The organism is Dechloromonas denitrificans (assembly GCF_001551835.1).
GTDB lineage: Bacteria > Pseudomonadota > Gammaproteobacteria > Burkholderiales > Rhodocyclaceae > Azonexus > Azonexus denitrificans.
On sequence record NZ_LODL01000007.1, the window covers coordinates 65,425 to 84,966 of the forward strand.

At 60.1% G+C, this 19,542-nt stretch carries 14 protein-coding genes; 5 read left to right on the forward strand and 9 right to left on the reverse strand.

All coding sequences use genetic code 11. The annotated features are described in order from the left end of the window. Positions 1–16: 16 nt before the first annotated feature. The 5 genes from AT959_RS02940 to AT959_RS02960 form a co-directional block, all read right to left on the reverse strand. Positions 17–2,017, reverse strand: coding sequence for an acyl CoA:acetate/3-ketoacid CoA transferase (locus AT959_RS02940; RefSeq protein WP_066880409.1), 2,001 nt, complete (start codon positions 2,015–2,017; stop codon positions 17–19). Between the two features lie 63 nt (positions 2,018–2,080). After that, positions 2,081–3,076: a 2-hydroxyacid dehydrogenase gene (locus AT959_RS02945; protein ID WP_066880411.1), complete on the reverse strand. Its 996-nt coding sequence runs from the start codon at positions 3,074–3,076 to the stop codon at positions 2,081–2,083. Between the two features lie 48 nt (positions 3,077–3,124). Further along, complete coding sequence (locus AT959_RS02950) at positions 3,125–4,717, reverse strand: aspartate-alanine antiporter-like transporter (protein WP_066880413.1); 1,593 nt, start codon at positions 4,715–4,717, stop codon at positions 3,125–3,127. A gap of 398 nt (positions 4,718–5,115) precedes the next feature. Then, a complete protein-coding gene (locus tag AT959_RS02955) occupies positions 5,116–6,450 on the reverse strand; it encodes an alpha/beta hydrolase (protein WP_066880415.1) in 1,335 nt (444 codons plus the stop codon). Between the two features lie 35 nt (positions 6,451–6,485). Then, positions 6,486–8,978 (reverse strand): alpha/beta fold hydrolase, encoded by a 2,493-nt coding sequence (locus tag AT959_RS02960; protein WP_066880417.1) that lies wholly within the window; start codon positions 8,976–8,978, stop codon positions 6,486–6,488. A 169-nt stretch (positions 8,979–9,147) separates the two neighbouring features. Between AT959_RS02960 and AT959_RS02965 the strand changes: the two genes are divergently transcribed. Together AT959_RS02965 and AT959_RS02970 are read left to right on the forward strand one after the other, a co-directional pair. Continuing rightward, positions 9,148–10,128 (forward strand): alpha/beta fold hydrolase, encoded by a 981-nt coding sequence (locus AT959_RS02965; protein WP_066880419.1) that lies wholly within the window; start codon positions 9,148–9,150, stop codon positions 10,126–10,128. Continuing rightward, positions 10,125–10,742 carry a hypothetical protein gene (locus AT959_RS02970; RefSeq protein ID WP_066880421.1) on the forward strand — a complete coding sequence of 206 codons (618 nt, stop codon included), beginning with the start codon at positions 10,125–10,127 and terminating at the stop codon, positions 10,740–10,742. The genes AT959_RS02965 and AT959_RS02970 overlap by 4 nt, the downstream gene beginning before the upstream one ends. A 33-nt stretch (positions 10,743–10,775) precedes the next feature. On the opposite strand, the gene AT959_RS02975 is transcribed toward AT959_RS02970, so the two are convergent. Beyond that, positions 10,776–12,191, reverse strand: coding sequence for an OprD family outer membrane porin (locus AT959_RS02975; protein WP_066880423.1), 1,416 nt, complete (start codon positions 12,189–12,191; stop codon positions 10,776–10,778). A gap of 267 nt (positions 12,192–12,458) precedes the next feature. On the opposite strand from AT959_RS02975, the gene AT959_RS02980 reads away from it, so the two are divergent. The 3 genes from AT959_RS02980 (at position 12,459) to AT959_RS02990 (ending at position 15,320) form a co-directional block, all read left to right on the forward strand. Further along, the gene (locus AT959_RS02980; RefSeq protein WP_066880425.1) at positions 12,459–13,316 is read left to right on the forward strand and encodes an alpha/beta fold hydrolase; all 858 of its coding nucleotides are present in this window, start codon (positions 12,459–12,461) and stop codon (positions 13,314–13,316) included. A 117-nt stretch (positions 13,317–13,433) separates the two neighbouring features. Beyond that, positions 13,434–14,441: a sensor domain-containing diguanylate cyclase gene (locus tag AT959_RS02985; RefSeq protein WP_088178927.1), complete on the forward strand. Its 1,008-nt coding sequence runs from the start codon at positions 13,434–13,436 to the stop codon at positions 14,439–14,441. Positions 14,442–14,543: 102 nt separating this feature from the next. After that, positions 14,544–15,320: a hypothetical protein gene (locus AT959_RS02990; RefSeq protein WP_066880429.1), complete on the forward strand. Its 777-nt coding sequence runs from the start codon at positions 14,544–14,546 to the stop codon at positions 15,318–15,320. A gap of 48 nt (positions 15,321–15,368) precedes the next feature. Here AT959_RS02990 and AT959_RS02995 read toward each other — a convergent pair whose 3' ends face one another. From AT959_RS02995 to AT959_RS03005, 3 genes are read right to left on the reverse strand one after another with little or no spacing between them, the layout of a single operon-like run. Continuing rightward, positions 15,369–16,778 (reverse strand): FAD-binding oxidoreductase, encoded by a 1,410-nt coding sequence (locus AT959_RS02995; protein ID WP_205629819.1) that lies wholly within the window; start codon positions 16,776–16,778, stop codon positions 15,369–15,371. Beyond that, the gene (rimO, locus tag AT959_RS03000; protein WP_066880431.1) at positions 16,753–18,075 is read right to left on the reverse strand and encodes a 30S ribosomal protein S12 methylthiotransferase RimO; all 1,323 of its coding nucleotides are present in this window, start codon (positions 18,073–18,075) and stop codon (positions 16,753–16,755) included. Before rimO ends, AT959_RS02995 begins: the two co-directional genes overlap by 26 nt. A 58-nt stretch (positions 18,076–18,133) precedes the next feature. Next, a complete protein-coding gene (locus AT959_RS03005; protein ID WP_083518173.1) occupies positions 18,134–19,513 on the reverse strand; it encodes an HD-GYP domain-containing protein in 1,380 nt (459 codons plus the stop codon). Positions 19,514–19,542: the final 29 nt, after the last annotated feature.

Sequence of the window (19,542 nt, forward strand, 5' to 3'; positions counted from 1 at the left end):
GGTGTATGGAACAGCCTTAACGAGGCAAGTGCTGCTGAGCTTCTTCAGGCGTCTCATAAATTTGGGGAGCGATATTGCGCTTCTCCAGCGCCTCCCCAAGCTTCATGCGAATAAACGCGCTGCTGGTATAGCGGGTCACGTCGATGTAGTAGCGATCGACCACAGCTTTGACCATGGCGATGTAGGGCTCGACGAGTTCCGGCAAGATGGACGTGCGGTCGTAGTTCACGATCGCATTGACCTTGTGGCCGAGCGGCGCCAATTTCTTTTCGACGGCCTGCCCGATGCGATTGATTTCATCGAGGCTGCGTACCGACAGACCTTCGAAATTCACAAAGAACAGATTTTCGTTCGTATCGTAGGTAAAGCGATCTTCGAGCGGAATTTCCAACAGCGCAGCCCTGAGGTTCATGGGATCGTTGGAAAAAATGCGGGCATCCATCAATACCGGCGGGCGATCCATGATCGGGGTGAAATCCATCTTGTCCAGAATGTCCTTCTGGAGATCGACGCCGGGGGCGATTTCGGTCAGTTCAATTCCATCGCTGCGCAGCTTGAAGACGCAGCGCTCGGTGATATAAACGACCTCCTTGCCCCATTTGGCGGCCTGTGAACCGCTGAAGGTCCGATGCTCGACCTCCGTGACGAATTTCCTTGATTTGCCGTCCTGAAGAATGGACAACTTCCCATCGGTAACCGAAATCTCGAGCTTGCCGGCGGTGAACGTACCGACAAACACCACTTTTTTCGCGTTCTGGGAAATATCGATAAAGCCGCCAGCCCCGGCCAACCGCGGGCCAAACTTGGAAACATTCAGATTGCCCTGGCTATCGGCCTGCGCCAGGCCCAGGAAGGCAATGTCGAGACCACCGCCCTGATAGAAGTCGAACTGACTCGGCTGATCAATGATGGCTTGCGGATTGATCGCCGCGCCAAAACTCATCCCGCCGGCCGGTACCCCGCCAATCACGCCGGGCTCCGCGGTCAGCGTCATCAGATCGATCACCCGCTCTTCCGAGGCAACATTGGCAACCCCTTCCGGCATGCCGATGCCGAGGTTCACCACGGCATTGGCCTTGAGTTCCAGGGCCGCCCGGCGAGCGATGATCTTGCGTTCGCTCATCTCCATGGCGGGTATCGCCGACATCGGCACCCGGATCTCACCGGCATAGGCCGCGCTGTATTGTTCGCTGAATGTCTGCATGTGGTACTCGGGTTTCTCAGCGACGACGATGCAATCGACCAAAATGCCGGGAATCTTGACCTGGCGCGGATTGAGCGTTCCCCGCTCGGCGATGCGTTCGACCTGGACGATGACGATGCCGCCCGAATTGCGCGCCGCCATCGCAATGGCCTGCGCTTCCAGCGTCAGCGCCTCCTTCTCCATGGTGACATTGCCGTCGGGATCCGCTGTGGTGCCACGAATGATGCCGACATTGACCGGTAGCGCCTTGTAGAACAGGTATTCCTCGCCGTCGATCTCCATCAGGCGGACGACATCCGCCGTGGTCATCTCATTCAGCTTCCCGCCGCCAAAGCGCGGATCGACAAAGGTACCGAGTCCGACGCGGGTAATCGTGCCGGGCTTGCCGGCGGCGATATCCCGGAACAGGTGGGCAATCACCCCCTGCGGCAGGTTGTAGGCTTCGATGCGGTTGGCAACGGCCAGTTGCTGCAACTTGGGAACCAGGCCCCAGTGACCACCCAGTACCCGGCGGACCAGCCCTTCATGGCCGAGATGATTCAGGCCGCGCTCTTTCCCGTCCCCCTGCCCGGCCGCATAGAGCAGGGTCAGGTCGCGGGGACTTCCCAAACCATGCACATCACTCGCAGCAGCTTCGAGAAAACGTTCTTCAAGGGCAATAGCAATGTTCTCGGCAAAGCCGATGCCGACGAAGCCGCCGGTTGCCACCGTATCGCCATCCTTGATTAGACGAACAGCCTCTTTGGCCGACACAATCTTGCCGGTATCCGAAGCACGCAGGGAGTCCGCTACGGGATGACGGGTAATGGCCATGATGATCTCCTTCGCTATTTTTTCGACAACGTAGGTGAGTGGGTGCCGGGCACCCAGGCTGGCTCAAGGAGCTTTGATCTCGTTCGTTAACGGTCTGCCGCTGGCAAACTCCGACACGCTTTGCAGGGTGGTTTCGCTAATGGTCCTAACGGCTTCCTGGGTAAAGAAGGCTTGATGTCCCGTTACGATGACATTAGGGAAGGAAATGAGGCGCTGGAACACATCGTCGGTCACGATGGTGTTCGAGAGATCCCGGAAAAACAGGTCGGATTCCTGCTCGTAGACATCGAGCGCCAATCCACCCAATTGACCGTTCTTGAGCGCCTCGATGGCCGCTTCCGTATCGACCAGCCCGCCCCGACTGGTGTTGATCAGCAGTGCACCGCGCTTGGCACGACTGAGCGTTTCCGCATTGACGATATGATGCGTCTCGGGCGTCAGGGGGCAGTGCAGCGAGACGATATCGGCATCTTTTCCGATCTCGCCGGGGACGGCGTAGTGCCCACCAAGCGCCTCGAATTCCGGCGAAGGAAATTTATCGTAGCCAATCAGATTGCAGCCAAAGCCCACCATGATCTTGGCGAAGACACGGCCGATCTTGCCGGTGCCGATAACGGCGACCGTCTTGCCGTGCAGATCGAACCCCATCAGTCCGTCCAACGCAAAGTTGGAGTCGCGGGTCCGGTTGTAGGCCCGGTGAATCTTTCGGTTGATGGCAAGGAGCAAGGCGACGGCATGTTCCGCCACGGAATACGGAGAGTAATCGGTGACCCGAACCACTTTGAGCCCAAGGCTCGCCGCAGCCTGCAGATCGACGTTATTGAAGCCGGTGCAGCGCAAGGCGATGAGCCGCGTACCACCGGCCTTCAGTTGTTCGAGCACCGCGGCATTGGCTTTATCATTGACGAAGATGCATACCGCCTCGGCACCGGCCGCCAAGGCAACCGTGTCGAGATCGAGAGGATCTTCGAAATATTTGAGTTGATGTCCGGCAGAGCGATTTGCCGCGTCCAGATATTCGCGGTCGTAGCGCTTGGCGCTAAATACTGAAACTTTCATTGCAGTCTCCCAACAAGATAGTGTTCGGTTACCTGAATATGCCGCGGGCTACCCTCCCATCAGGGCTGCGGCAATCTGTACGAACAGAATTTTGGCGATCGTCATCGATGGGAAAATCATCGCGTAGCCGATATCCGGTTGATCGGTCGGGGCGATTCGATTACCAAAGCCCAGAATGGCCGGATTTCCGGTCGCACCACTGATGACGCCGACGGCCATGTCGAAGGGCAGTTTGAATACCCAGAGACAAAACACCGCGGTAATCAGGACCAGGGCAAAGGCAATGGCAAGGCTGTAGAGCAGGAATGAGACACCGGCCGTTCCAACCGTCGCAAAGAACTTCGGACCGGAGGCGATGCCGACCTGGGCCAGGAAAATGGTCAGTCCGAAATTCCGGAGTACCAGATTGGCCGACAGTGGCATGGTCCAGATAAACGGCCCGGAGCGCCGGATCTTGCCAAGATAGAGCGCCAGCAAGAGGAGTGCGGCAAGTCCCAAAGTCAGCTTGCCAACGCCTGGGACGGTGATAGGGATCAAGCCAAGCAACAAGCCGAGCGCCGCCCCCATGCCGATCGAGATGAAACTGAGTTCGGCGGTTCCTTTAATGGAGTCACCGAAGAGTTTTCGCACCGCCTTGATGTGCGCGCGATTGACCAAAAGGCCGACACGGTCGCCAACCTCCAAAATCAGATCGGGATTGGGCAGCATATCGGCGTCAGCCCGACGGACATGGGCAATCGAGCAGATGACGCCTTCGGGAAACCGGATATCTCCGAGAGCAAGCCCCACCACTGCCTTACTGGAGGCAAAGACCCGCAGGTAGTCCAGATCTTCGCGATCGCTCGTAATGCGTCCGGTCTGTAACACGCCAAAGGTCTCCGCAGCCTGTTTCAGGGCTACCGGGTCCGTTCCGGTTGCCAACAGGACATCGTCGGCACGGATAACCAGATCCTCGGTCGGGATTTGGTTGTGCTTGTCACGGCGAACAGCAGCAATTGCCACACCAGGGGGAAGCCGGGAAGTAAGGGCCGAGAACTTCATGCCAATGAATTCGGCATTCTTAACCAGGATTTCAGCGGTCTCGATTACTTTGGCTGCTGGCTGGACGATCTTGGGCTTCAGCACCGCATGCAGGACATATAAGCCCAGGATGGGGCCGGCGACGCCGATCGGATACGCCACGCTGTACCCCACGGAGGCACCATCGCTATGGAGCGCGGCAATGATGGCTTGCAAGGTCGCGGTGCTGGTCCCCGACCCGGCAAACAAACCAAGCGATTCATCCAGTTTGATGCCGAACATCGGTACCAGCGCAACGGCGAGTACGCCCGCACCGACAACCCCGAAAAGTGCCGATGCATTGGCTTTCAAGCCATTGGCACTGGTCAGGCCCTTGAAGAACTGGGCGCCGTACTGAATACCCACGCCATAGAGGAACAGCAACAGACCCAAAGTACCCAGAAGACCCGGCGGAGCAGACTTCGGGGCAAAGCCACCGACGGCCAGGCCGACAAAAAGCACAGCTCCCGAACCCAGCGAGAAGCCCTTGATATTCACTTCACCAACGACATAACCTAATGCAACTGTCAGAAAGAGACTAAATAACAGTTGCGATTCCAGCAACGTCCTGATTGCATCCATGATGCCCCCCACATTTCGTTAAGTTCGTTATGAGAATGCAATCTGACTATAGGCCTGAACCCTACCTTGCACAAATAATTGAATTGATCTTGCTAAGCGCGTCTGGGTACTGAAATGGATCGTCAAGCGTCATTGCTTCGTCATGCACCTCACGCCGACTTCGGCCTCCTTGAACATGGTCGAACGCTTCCTCCGTGACCTCACCAAGCGGAAGATGGGGTCAAAGGTGATCCAGTAATGCAGGCAGCGGTTGTAGCGCTTATCCGACACAAGCCCGCTCGAAATGCCTTTCGCTGCTTTGGCCATACAGGCTAGCCGCCTTCAATTATCCTAACCCGTGTGTGAAAAAGGCCGGACTGCCGTTCCGGCAGCCCGTCCCTCTCTCGATCAGCTATCTGCTATTTGGCCAGCCCGGCAGGCTTCGGAGTTGCAGCCGGCGCCGCGCCCCCCGCCCCACCACCAATACCCGGCAATTTGGCGACAAAAGCGTTCTCAACGAAGCCCTGGATCGTATCCCGGATGAGATTCGGCGCCTTGAATACACCGTAATGCGCCGTTGCATCGGGGAAACTGGCGAATGAAGCACCTGGAACAGTCTCGGCTGCCTTGCGGGCATTTTCGACCATCAGCCACATGTCGGTATCAACGTGGACCACCAAGGTCCGCGCCTTGATACGCTTCAACTCCTTGTTGATGTTGTAGCTAAACCCGGCATTATTGCGGTACCAGTAGTCGACCATGTCCTCGTTCTTGGTTCGGTTGATCCAGCTCAGGGTTTGGTCACCTTTTGGTTCCCAATAGAAGACCTCCTTCTGCAGGTTTACCCAGGGCGTAGCCGAACGCACCGGGAAGGTGTAGCCGGTCAGTTGCAGGATCGACCACATGAACTCCAGGCCCTGCTTGGGCTGCTTGTCGACTGGCAGGTGGTAGTAGTTACCATTGGTCTGGCGCCATACCGGATCGCTCTCGATCGCTGCCTGACCGAGGCGGAAGGTCCATTGACCAACCGGATCGTCGCCATCGGAGGCTGTCGTACCGCCGATCGGCATGATCGCCTTGACGAAGCCGCTGGGCGAATACATTACGCCCCACACCCAGGTTTGCGTCGCACCCATCGAGACGCCAGTCGCCACCTCGACCTGGGCGACCTTGAGGTGATCGCGCAGGAGTTGGTAGTTGGCTTGGACCATGTCGAAATAATTGTATTGCGGGAACTTGCGACCGAGCCCGGCCGAGGGCTTGGCTTCGCCCCACAGGCCGATGGCATCAAGGAAAACGACGTAGAAGCGGTTGGTATCAATAGTCCTGCCGGGGCCGACGATGGCGCCGCCGGAGAAGGCATTGGCCGGCTGCCCCTCGTACCAGGTGTTGTACATCCAGGTCGAGTCGCCGGAGTAGAAGGTGCTGATGATCAGCGCGTTGGTGATCTCGCCCTTGTCGTTACGCTTCGGCGTTCCAACCGCGATGTAGCCGACCTTGAGCGCTGGCGCGCCAAGCGACTCAAGCGTCGTACCGCCCTCACCACCGTTGCGCCAGGTTTCAGGGCTGGCATCGAGGTTGTACTTGCCGCCAATGCGGAAGCCCGGAATCTCGTAGTACTTTTTCATCTGATTCTGGGCCATGATCGACGACGGCGGCGTGATCCGGTTCGGGTTGTAGTCGTCAGCAGCCCAACTGGCACCGGGCAGCACGCAGACGGTCCCCAGGGCCAGCGTAGCGATGAACTTTTTCATGTGGGTATTCCTCATGTTCGTAGTCATCATGCACCTCACTTGGCAAGGCCGCTGGGCTTGCCGGCGGCAGCAGCCGGGGCAGCGGTGGCGGGGCCGACGTTGTTGATCAGCGCATCGATGACATCCGCCGAAGCGGCATCGACATGGCGGGTCTTCATGAAATCGACCGTATCCTTGGCGAATTCATAGGGGACATCGGTATGAATGAAGTGCCCGACACCCGGATAGACCTTGATCTGCGGCGGGTTGCCGACCGCCGTCATGCGCTCCTTGAACGGAATGGTGATGTTCTTGGCGAGGTCGGTCACGCCATTCAGGCCGGTGCCCGGAATGAACGGCTCCTTCGCGCCGAAGGCCAGGAAGATCGGCACCTTGATGGTCGGCAGGCGCTTGTAGATCGAGTTCGGATCGGCCTTGTCGTTTTCCGAGCAAATCGAGTACAGGTCATAGGTGAACATGAAGGCCCACTGCTCGAACTCGCGCTTGTTGCCGGTGATCATCGCGATCCGCTGGTTGGTGTGGAGACGCGCGTACTCGGTATCGTTGAAGAAGTAGCCGGCCGCGCTCGGCGTCACGTTGCCGTTGGCATCGCGCTTCTTGAAATAGAAGAAGTCCTCTACCCCCTGCGGCGTCCGCTTGATCTCGCCTTCGACCAAGCCCATCGGGTCGTAGGCGGCATGCCAGCGCTTCAGATCATAGGCGATCGACTTGTCGCAGATCGGATATTCCTTGTCGCCCATCGCCAGAAACTTGGGATATTCCTCCAGGCCGGCCGGCCCCTCAAGGATCAGGCCCTGCACGGCATCGGGATAACGCATGGCATAGCCGATTACCGTCTGCCCCCCCAGCGAATGGCCATGATAGAAGGCCTTGCGCACACCGAGCTTGTCGACAATCAGATTGTGGAAGGCATCGCGGACATCATCCAGCGTCCTGGTCATCGGCTTGTCTATATTGCCCGGACCGGAGGTGCCCCATTGCGGCATGTCCGGCGCAATGACACGGTAACCGCGCTCGACGGCAAACTTGATCAGGTAACCGTAGTGGGCGCCGAAAGCCCCCTTGCCATGGACCACGACGAGGGTCGGCGGATTGGCCGACTTGCCGCAATATTCGTCCATGTAGCCGATTTCCCACTCGACGCCGCGCTTGTCCTTGACCTTGGCGTACTTGACCGGGAAAGGCGAAACCATCTCGTCCTTCCAGAAGGACTTAGCCGGGTTCGGGTTCATGTTGATCTTCGGCGAGCGGTAGTTCTTCGCCTCGCAGACGATGCTCTTGTCCTGAACCACGCCGATGTCGCGCATGAATGAATTGAAGGTTGGATCGCTCTTCATTTCGTTCGGCGCCTTGAACACCGCGTAGTGGGCCATCGGGCTGCTGAAACCGACGTATTGACCGCCCGGAATGGCGTTGGCCGCCGCCCGGGCCTTGTCGGAGATCAGCCACTGGTCATTGTCGATATGCATGACCAGGGTCCGCGCCTTCATGCCGGGCAGCAGCTTGTTGACGTTATGGATCTCGCCGACGGTGTCGCGATACCAGAGGTCGACCGCGTCGAACTGTGCAGCCAGCCCCTTCAGGTTGTTCCCGGCCTCCTTACCCATGCGCAGGTCGCTATTCCAGGTGAACACCTCCTTGGAAACGGCCTCCCAGCCCAGCGACTGGCGGTAGTTGAGCTGGTAGCCGGTAAGCGACAACACCGACCAGTGGAACTCGACCCCCTTGTTCGGATGCTTTTCCTTGGGCAATTTGTAGTAATCGCCCTTGGTCTCGATCCAGACCGGATCGGACTCGAGTGCCGCCTTGGCCAACTGGAAGGTCCAGGCCGCGACCGGACCTTCACCATCGGTCGCCGAGGCGCCGCCGATCGGCATCACGGCCTTGACGAAGCCGGGATGCATCAGGCCCCAATAATAGGACTGCGTGCCACCCATCGAGGCACCGGTCGCCAGCACAACCTGGCCGATATTCAGGTGATCACGCAGCAAACGATAGTTGAGCTGCACCATGTCGTAGTAGCTATAGACCGGGAACTTTCGGCCAAGGCCGTCGGACGGCTTGGAGGCGCCCCACAGGCCGAGGGCATCGACGAAGACGACATAGAAGCGATTGGTGTCGAACAACAGACCGGGGCCGACCAGCGCGCCGCCGGAAAAGGCGTTGCCGGCCTGGCCGGCAACCCAGTTGGTGTACATCGTCGTCGCATCGCCGGAGTAATACGAGTTGATCACAATGGCATTGACGATCTCGCCCTTGGCGTTGCGCTTCGGCGTACCCAGCGCCATGTAGGCTGTGGTCGCCGGCGGCGCGCCAAGTGATTCGAGCGTCGTGCCGCCCTCGGCACCGTTCTCCCATGAGGAGGGATTGGCTAGGTCATATTTCCCGCCGATCCGGAAATTCTTGACTGAGTAGGATTGTTTCAACTTGTCCTGCGCCGCGACTACCGAACGCGCTGTTAATGACTGCTGCGCGTTGACCGTGAAAGCCATGGTCAGCGTCAAGGTCAACGATGCCAACCAGCGCATCCCCCCTCGCCAACCCGATGGGTTATTGATCATGTCCGAATCCTCCGGTGAAGAGATTATTTGCTTCAGTTTTTTATGAAACATAATTTTCGTGACGCGCTATCATCATAGGCACAGAAGCACGATGACAAAAGCCTTTTTCCAATCAATTTAATTGCTGCGGAGCAACATGCCGACCGTCATTTTTGGCCCCCACAAGGTGAATTACGAACTGGTCGGCGAGCCTGGCCGGCCGGTCATCACTTTCCTGAACGGACTGACCCAGAACGCCAATCTGTGGAAGAGTTACGCTGAGCATTTTGTTCCCCGCGGCTACCGGGTTCTAGCCTACGACATGCTGGGCCAGGGGCGATCCTCAAAGCCGGTGATCGACAGTAAGCTGGCCACTCATGCCGACACGCTGGCCCACCTGCTCGACGAGCTTGAAATCGACAAGATTCATCTGGTCAGCATTTCCTTCGGCGGCATCGTCGCACTCGACTTCGCCATCCGTTATGGCCAGCGGCTATACAGCCTGACAGCGATGAGCACCTTTGCCGAACTAACGCCGCAACTCGAATTTCTCGGTGCAGTCATGACCCAGGGCCTGACCGAGGTTGGCCTGCCCTACCTGCAGAACATGCTCTACCCGATGAACATGAGTTCAGCCTGGATCGCCGCCAACCGCGAGCGTATCCCGGCCATGAAGCGGGCCGGCTACATTGGCAACGACGGCTATGCGCTGCAGAACCTGATGGAGTCCTTCGTCGAATTCGAGCCACTGACGGCCCAATTGCCCAAGATCAAGGTACCAACGCTGATCATGAACGGCGAGTTCGATTTCTTCACGCCGCGCGAATGCCACGAACTGATTCGCAGCAAGATCAGGAACTCCCGGCTACTCATCATCCAGCACGCCTATCATGCCTTCACGCTGGAAATGCCGGCGGTCACCATGCGCCAGCTCGGCGAGTTTCTCGACCGCATTACCAACGGCACCTGGCAAGGCGACCAGAGCGTCTGGATCGCCGCCGATGATCCGACAGCCAAAATCCAGTGGCTGCCCTGCGATGGCGACTGGATGCGCGCCGTGCGCCCGGTCGCGGCTTCACCTGCCACGCCCACGCCGGCCCGCCCCCGGAAAACTCAGCCCCGGAAGACGCCGACATGATCGAACCCACCCTTTACGACCAGGCCCGCGACCGCATTGCGGCAGACGGCTTCACTCCCGACACCCAGAGCAGGATTGCCCTGGTCGTCTGCGCCACCAAGAACGCCAATCTGCTCTTCCAGAGCCAGGCGCAATGGCTTCCCAATCTCGGCGTCGTCCAGCAATTTTTCATTTCGCAGGCAGCACGCGAACTGGAAGCCGTCACCCTGCTGCTGCGGACGACCCAGTGGTCGACCAATGCCATGCTGGCACTCGAAGCCCAACGTATCGTCGCCCCGCTGCTCGCCGCCTGGGGCAAGGTCATGCAATTCCCCGGTCCACTTTTCAATCCGCCGGCGGTCTACCGTGGCATCTCGCTCGGCCATGCCCAGTTGGCGCGCATCCGGCTGATACCGATCATTCCGGAACAGATAGACCCGCTCAACCCGTTCGCACTTGTCCTGCACCGCATCGAACAGGAAAACGGCCGGATGCTGCAGACGCAGATCCGCCTGTTGAAGAGCATGGGGAGCGAAATGCCGCTGGCCCAGCGCGAAGCACTGGTCGAACAAGACCAGGAAGTCGTCGATGCCGTCTTCAACGATTTGCTGACCTGGCTGAGTGCGGCCCCCTAGGCTTCAGGCTGTAGGCTTGGGGGCCGCGGCGAATTAGAAGAAGCTAATCGGCAGGCTGACATCAAAACGGATGTCCTGCCAATTACGCTCGCCAGCGAGTGATGCTGTCCCGCCGTCCTCCTTGGCGGTTGCCCAGCGCAGCCGCGTACGCATGTTCTTGAAGAAGCCATCACCCGGATGGACATAGACCAGATCGGTCGAGAATTCGCTCCAGTCGGGCAAGCGCGGGCCGTTGAAATCGGAACGCCGGTCAATGCGGTGAGCATAGGCCACATCAAAGGTCAGCCCCTTCGCTCCGAAAGTTCCGAAGTCGAAGATCGTGCCGATGAACATGGTTTTTTCACCGGCGACCGGCATCGCCTTGATACGCTGCGTCGCGTAGTGCGGACCGATGGCGAACGGTGAGCGGATCTGTTGCTCCTTGTCGGTCTCACCATAGGACATATAGGGAACCACGTGCGGCAGCAGCTTGAATTCTCCGTACAGCGCCCAGGCACTGGTACTGAAATCCTTGCCGCCCGTCATGAGGTTCTGGCCATTGCCGCCCTGCCAGAAATACTGGGCACCAAAGCGCAGATAGTTCTTGCCTTCCAGCCGATAGACGTAGTCACCGGAGAGGTACGCCATGTTGAGGAGATCCTGGAAGTCATAGTAGGACCCCTCGAGCATGCTGTTCTTGGTCGGCTTGTACTGAACCCCGCCATAGGCGCCACCATCGGTTTCTGCCAGGCCGTTGAATTCGCCCAGGCTGTTAAAGCGATTCTCGTTGTCGGACAGGGTGTTTTCGGCGTTGCCGCGCACTCCCCAGAGATAACCGCCGTAGTAACGGAGGGTGTCATCGAGCAACTGCCCCTTGGCGGTCACGGCGGAGAAGTGGATCGGCTGCATGCCGCGGATGTCGTTGCGGCCAATCATGCTCTGGTCGATCGTGTTGTAGAAGCGGACAACATCCTGCATGTACCAGGAATTATTGATCTCCTGCCGCCCGAGAACTAATGCATTGTTGTCGAAGCGCGCCTTGACGAAGAGTTCGCCAAGCACGTTGACCGAACTCTGCCCCGGATAGCGCAGGATGTAGCTGGCATTGGTCACGTCATCCGGCGAATACAACGCCCACGTGAAATTGTAGGTTGCCCCGAAGGAGAGGATATTGCCAATCTCGCCGGTGCGCCCGTAGATCCAGCCGCCAATACCCATCGCATTGGCATCATAAGGACCAGCACCACGATCGTCCCCGCCCGTACGCCGATCGAAATACGCTGTACGGAAGACATAGCCCGCCTTGGCGTTATCAACGAACGGGTTGCTCGGGCCTGCCACCAAAGGTTGCAATGCCACATCGGTCTGCTGTGCCTGCGCAGGATTCGCCACGGCAGCCAGGCCAAGCATGCATAAAGCCATTGCACCAGTACCACCCAAACCGGTCTTGATCGTCTTTTTGTGCATCATTGTTGTCCCCTCGTTGTAATTTGCGAAAAATTTCAACTTCGTGCGGAGCACCATGAAATCAGATGACTACGCACATGGCCGGCTGATTCTGTGCCATTTTTTTCGCAAATGGAATACCCGGATTGCTACAAAAGTCGATAATGGACAAAATTACTATGCCATAAGCCGGTGTGCATGCGGACGGTTCTGCGCAGCTAACGCGGAGTAGGATTGCACCGTCTGCCGGAATGACAAATTCGAACATCGCTTCACCACAAGGAGACCGAGATGCCGAGAATCACCGCAGGAGAACTTTCCCTCAACTACGTCGAACACGGCAGCGGCGATCACGTCGTCCTCGCCGTCCATGGCAACCTCGGCTGCGCCGACTGGCTGGATCTGGCAATGCCCCTGCTGCCAGCCAACATTCGCGTCATCGCCGCCGAATGGCGAGGCTGTGGCGACTCCGACAAGCCCGAACCGACCGCCGATTACTCGAACTACACGATGGCGGTCCACGCCAGCGACCACCTCGCTCTACTCGACGCCCTGGGCATCAAGAAATGCCATCTCTACGGTCATTCGACTGGCGGCATCATTGCCTCGCACATGCTGGCGATGGCCCCACAGCGATTTGGCAAGGTACTGATGCTCGATCCGGTCAGCCCGCTCGGACTGCAACTGGCGCCCGGCCAGGTCGGCGTGCTGACCGCGATGAAGACCGACAGCGACATCTGCTTCGCCGGCCTGGCCAGCGCTGCCCCGACCCTCTTCCGGCCGGAAACCCTGGTTGCCGGACAAACGCCGCAGTTTGCCGAAGCCACATCGACAGCCCAGCGCGAACTGTTCGCGCGGATCATCGAAAAGACCCGCCTGCTTTCGGATGGCGTCTGGTTCGGCACCCCGCACAATCTGGGCATGGAATGGGATTCCGGCGCCCTGGCTGAACGCATGGGCGAGATGACGCAGGAACATCTGGTGCTGTTTGGCAAGATGGATTACTGGATCCCCCGCGAGCACATGGACATCATGGTCCAGAAACTGCCGAACGCCCGTCTCGAGGTCTTCCCCTATGTCGGGCACTCGATGAACCTGGAACAACCCCTGCTCTTCGCCCGCGTCTTCGGGGATTTTTTCCGCAGCTGAGTTTCGGCGGCCGGGTGGAGCAACGCGAATTATTACTAAAGGCATAGCATCGGCATGGCTAAAGGCTAAAATAGAGGCGACGACTCATATCTGCCGCTAACGCATCAGGGGGATGCCATGCCGAGCAAGACCCAGCTTCTCAAGATCATAGAAATTCAAAGCGAGATCAGCAAACTCGGCTTCGACCTGGGGGAGGTCATGGCCCTGGTGGTCGAGCGCACCTTGACGCTGATTGGTGTGGACGGCGCCATCATCGAACTGGCCGAGGAGGACGAGATGGTCTATCGCGCCGCCTCGGGCCTGGCCAAGCCGCATCTCGGCCTGCGCCTCAAGCAGGCAAACAGTCTGTCCGGCGAGTGCATACGTACCGGAAAATTCCTGCGCTGCGACGATTCCGAGACCGATCCCCGCGTGGACCGGGAGGCCTGCCGCAAGGTCGGCTTGCGCTCGATGAGCGTCTGGCCGCTGAAGCACCAAGGTGGAACGGTTGGCGTCCTCAAGGCAGTCTCGGCGATCCCGAACGGCTTCAGGAAAGCGGACGAAGAACTCCTCTCCCTGCTGACCGAGGTAGTTGGCGCCTCGATGTACTTTGCGACCAAGTACGCCGACAACGATCTGTTCCACCAGGCAACGCATGACAGCCTGACCAACCTGGCCAACCGTTCGCTATTCATGGATCGCTTGCGCAATGTGCTCCAGCGCAGCACGCGCGAACATCGTGCGGCCGGACTGCTGATGATCGACATGGATGGCCTGAAGCAGATCAACGACACCTACGGGCATCGCGCCGGGGATGCGGTACTGAAAGAGTTTGCCCAGCGCATCAAGGGGGAGTCCCGCCAGTCCGATCTGGTTGCCCGACTGGGTGGCGATGAATTCGCAGTGGTTCTGGCGCCGGTCGATGCCCCCGATGGCGTGGAGAAGGCGGTGCAGCGTCTCCAGGTAGCGATCGCGCCGCCTTTCTCGTTTGACAACACGAACTTCTCTCTGCGGGCCAGTATCGGCGCCGCGCAATTTCCGGGCGATGGCGAGCAGATCGAACATCTGCTCGAAATTGCCGATCAGCGGATGTACCAGATCAAGCGCGCCCGCAGCAGTCAGCCGGAGCGGGCCGCGTTGCATTGAAATTCAGCCGCCACCGGGGGCGCAGTATGCTAAAACACCAGCTCCCAGGCTGCGGCCTGACTCCTATTCACGGGACGAGCGGATTTTCTTCCGCGCCAGCGCATGAACAAACTGATTACCCAGCTACAGCGGCTTTACTTCCTGCCTGACCAGCCTGGGCTTGGCCAAAGCCCCGAGGATGACGGCAGCAACCTGCCCTTCCAGCCGGTCAGCGCCGACGGTACGGTGCGGACCCTCAGCATCAGATTCGCCCGGCCCGGCGATTGGGAAGTGCTGGCCCAGCTCTATCAGGCGCTGCGGGAGGAGCTTGATTTGCCGGCTCCGGCCATCTCGGTGTCGGGTGACAAGGGCTTTCGACTCTGGCTGTCGCTCGCCCAGCCGATCCCCGTCGCGCAGGCCCGGCACTTCCTTGCCGAACTCCGGCGCCGCTACCTGGCCGATCTGCCGCCGGCCAGTCTCGAACTCGTTCCCGGCGCCGAGCCGGCGACGATAGACCTGGCACCGGCTTTGAACACGGCCACCGGCAAATGGTCGGCCTTCATCGACCCCAGCCTGGGCAGCATGTTCAGCGACGAGTCGGGCCTCGAAATGGCGCCGAACATGGACCGTCAAGCCGATCTTCTGGCCAGCCTGAAATCTATCGACGCAGCTGCATTCCGGCATGGGCTGGCCCTGCTCGCAGCGGACGAACCCAGCCCTGCGCCGGATGACAGCCCCCAGCGGCCCGCCGACAAGCACTCGACGCTGACTGTCGGCAGCAACTACAGCGATCCGAAAAGTTTTTTGCTGGCGGTGATGAACGACCCGTCGGCCTCGGCCGGCCAGCGGATCAAGGCAGCCAAGGCACTGCTGCCCTACTTCGCGGGCAAGCGGGATTGAACAAAAAACGGGAGCCGCAGCTCCCGTAGATGTCTCAGGCGGGGAAAATCAAAGAATCTTGCCCGGATTCAGCAAGCCTTGCGGGTCGAGCGCCTGCTTGACCGAGCGCATCAGCGCCATTTCCACGGGGCTCTTGTAGCGCAGCAGTTCATCGCGCTTCAATTGGCCGATGCCGTGTTCGGCGGAAATCGAGCCGTTCAGCGCGTGCACGGCGTCATGGACGATTTGGTTGACCGCCGGCTGGCTGTCGATGAAAGCGGTGTTCTGCTGGGCATCCGCTTTCGACAGGTTGTAGTGCAGGTTGCCGTCGCCGACATGGCCGAAGGCGACGACGCGAATGCCGGGGAAGGCGCTGGCCAGCGCCGCGTCGGCCCGTTCAAGAAAGGCCGGAAGGCGGGAGACCGGCACCGCGACATCGTGCTTGATGCTGATGCCTTCGATCTTCTGCGCTTCCGAGATGTTTTCGCGCAAGGCCCATAGCTTTTTCGCCTGGGCCGCCGACTGGGCAATGACGCCATCGGCCACCGCACCGCTGGCCAGCTGCTTCGCCAGCCAGCTTTCGACGGCGGCTGGCGCCGCCTCGGAAAACTCGGCCAGCACGTACCACGGGCTGGCTGCCGCCGGCCGCGTGCTGTCCGGGATGTTCTTCAGGACCAGGCCGAGTGCGGTTTCGGAAACCAGCTCGAAAGCCGTCAGTTGCGCGTCGAAAACGGTTTTTGCCAAATTCAGCAGGTCGACCGCAGCACTCGGCGAAGCGACGTTCAGCCAGCAGGTGGTCTGCGTTCTGGGCAGCGGAAAGAGCTTGAGCACGGCCGCGGTGATGATGCCGAGCGTGCCTTCGGCGCCGATGAACAGTTGCTTCAGGTCGTAACCGGTATTGTCCTTGCGCAGACCGCGCATCCCGTCCCAGATTTCGCCATTGGCCAGCACCACTTCGAGGCCGAGGGTCAGTTCGCGGGTATTGCCGTAGCGCAGCACCTGGACGCCGCCGGCATTGGTCGACAGGTTGCCGCCAATCTGGCACGTCCCTTCCGAGGCCAGGGCGAGCGGGAACAGGCGGTCGGCGGCGCGGGCGGCCTCCTGCACGGCGGCCAGCAGGCAGCCGGCCTCGACCGAAATCGTGTTGTTTTGCCGGTCGACCGCCAGGATGCGGTTCAGGCGGCCCAAGCTGAGGACGACGGCCCTGCCAGTGCCATCCGGCGTCGCCGCGCCGCACAGGCTGGTATTGCCGCCCTGCGGCACGATGGGCGTTTGGGTTTCAGCGCAGATTTTGACCACCGCCGCGACCTCGGCGGTATTTGCCGGGCGGACGATGCACTGCGCCGCCCCCCGGTAGCGCCCGCGCCAGTCGGTAAGAAAGGGCGCGAGCTCGGCGGGATCGGTCAGGACGTTAGGCGCCCCGACCGCTTTTGCCAACTGCGCGGCCAGCCGTTCAGACAGGCTGGGCGTAGAGGTCATGGTGATCGGCGTCGATGACCTTGACTTGCAGGAAGTCGCCCGGCTGGGCATCGAAGTAGCCGTCGAGATAGACCAGGCCGTCGATTTCCGGCGCATCGGCCTTGGAGCGGGCAATGGTGCCTTCTTCATCGACCGCATCGACCAGCACCTGGATGGTGGTGTCGATCTTGGCTTCGAGCTTGGCGGCGGAAATGTCTTCCTGGACCTGCATCAACCAGCGGCGGCGGTCTTCACGCACTTCTTCCGGCGGCAGACCTTCGATTTCGTTGGCCTTGGCACCGTCGACCGGCGAGTAGGCAAAGGCGCCGACGCGGTCGAGTTTGGCATCTTCGAGGAACTGGATCAGCTGGTCGAAATCCTCTTCGGTTTCACCCGGGAAGCCGGTGATGAAGGTCGAGCGGATGACGATTTCCGGACAGATTTCACGCCACTTGGCGATCCGCTCCAGCGTGTTCTCGGCCGAGGCCGGGCGCTTCATCGCCTTCAGGATCTTCGGGCTGGCGTGCTGGAAAGGCACATCCAAGTAAGGCAGGATCTTGCCCTCGGCCATCAGCGGAATGACGTCATCGACCGACGGGTACGGGTAGACGTAATGCAAACGCACCCAGATGCCGAAGCTGGCCAGCGCCTCGCACAATTCCTTGAGGCGGCTCTTCACCGGCTTGCCGCCCCAGAAGGCGGTGCGGTACTTGAGGTCCACGCCGTAGGCGCTGGTGTCCTGCGAAATGACCAGAATCTCTTTGACGCCGGCCCGCGCCAGGTTCTCGGCTTCGGCCAGGATGTCGCCGACTGGCCGCGACACCAGCGGGCCGCGCAGCGACGGGATGATGCAGAAGGTACAGCTATGGTTGCAGCCTTCGGAAATCTTCAGGTAGGCGAAGTGGTCCGGCGTCAGGCGCACGCCCTGCGGCGGCACGAGGTCGGTATAGGGATCGTGCGGCTTCGGCAGGTGGCTGTGCACGTAGCCCATCACCTCGTCGGCCGAATGCGGGCCGGTCACGGCGAGCACGGACGGGTGGGTTGTCTGCACGATGTCGCCCTTGGCGCCGAGGCAGCCGGTGACGATGACCTTGCCGTTTTCGTTCAAGGCCTCACCAATGGCATCGAGCGATTCCTCGACGGCGGCGTCGATGAAGCCGCAGGTATTGACGATCACCAGGTCGGAATTGTCGTAGTTCGGCGAGATTTCATAACCTTCGGCGCGCAGCTTGGTCAGGATGCGCTCGGCATCCGATGAAGCCTTCGGGCAACCCAGCGAAACGAAGCCGACGGTCGGCACTTTTTGTTCAATAGTCATGCGAAAAAACCTTGTCCGGGAATGCCCGAATGCGAAAAAACCGTATTTTACGGGGGAATCAGGCCGGCAGGCGGTCGAGTGCCTGCTTCAGCGCCTCAAAACAGCGTTCGTCAATCGCCGTTCCAAGGTTTTCGGCCATCATTTCGAGTGTCTTTGGAATCGGGATTGCCCCTCGGTAGGGGCGTTCGGCGGTAATCGCATCGAAAATGTCGGCCGTCGTGATGATCCGGGTTTCGATGCTGATTTCGTCGGCCAGCAAACCGCGCGGGTAGCCCTTGCCATCCAGCCGCTCATGGTGCGCCGCCGAAACGCGGGCCAGTTCGGCAAAGGCGTCGATGCGCGCCAGGATGGTTTCGGTGTACATGGCATGTGCCTGCACCGCCGCCCATTCGTCGGCATCGAGCTTGCCCGGCTTGTCGAGCACGCTGTTGCTGACGCCGAGCTTACCAACGTCGTGCAGCAGCGCGCCGCGCTTCAGCCAGCGCCGGCGCTCGGCGGAAAGCCCCATCTGCTCGGCGATCAGGTCGGTATAGAGCGCCACCCGGGCGCTGTGGCCGCTGGTGTAGGGGCTTTTCGAGTCGACCACCTGGCCGAAGGCGGCGGCGATATCGTCGAGATAATCGTCATCGAGGGCCACGACATGCGAAGCCGGTTCCAGCGCCAGCACGGCTTCGCCGATCTGCGGCGAGGTCAGCGTCGACCAGAACACTTCGACTTCGGCGATCTGCTCGAAGGCCTCGACCAGCCGCGGGTCGAACCAGCGCCCGGCGCGCAGCCGGATTTCGTCAAGCGCCGCCTGTTGACCGCCGGCCGTATGAAAGACGTCGATCACCTGGGCCAGTAGCGCGATCCGCGAAAACAGCGGCACCGCGTCGCCGGCCAGCCCTTCCGGCTTGCCTTGGCCGTTGTAGTGTTCGTCCAGGCTGTAGATGCCCTGGGCGACGTTTTCCGGAAAGCGCAGCAGGCGGGCGATTTCGGCGCCGCGCTGGCAACGGGTGGCAATCAGTTCCTGGGCGATCTCGCTGCCCTCGCGCATGATGTTGAGCACGCCGCGAAAGCGCTCGGCCAGCCCGGCTTTGAGGCCGGTGTGCTTGAGCACGAACTGGAGCACCTGCGGCAGGCTGTCGCCGACCGTCTTGAAGTCGCGCTTGAAGCCGAGGTCGTCGGTCAGGTACAACTCGCAGATGCGGGCGGCGTTGCTGCTGCAGCCGAGATCCTTGAGCAGCAAGGTGTAGTACAGGCCCCACAAGTCTTCGTCGGCGAGGCCGATGGTCCGCCCGATGTGCATGCCGATCCAGCAACAGCGCACGCAATGGCCTTCCGGCTGGCCTTCGGTGATATCGAGCGCGTGCGACAGCGCCGAAATCAGCTCGGCCAGCTTCAGCCCATACGGTGAAGGGCCGCTCGACACACCGGGAAAAAGCCTGTTCATCGGCATCGGGAATATTTGCTCAGGGCTGCGGTCGA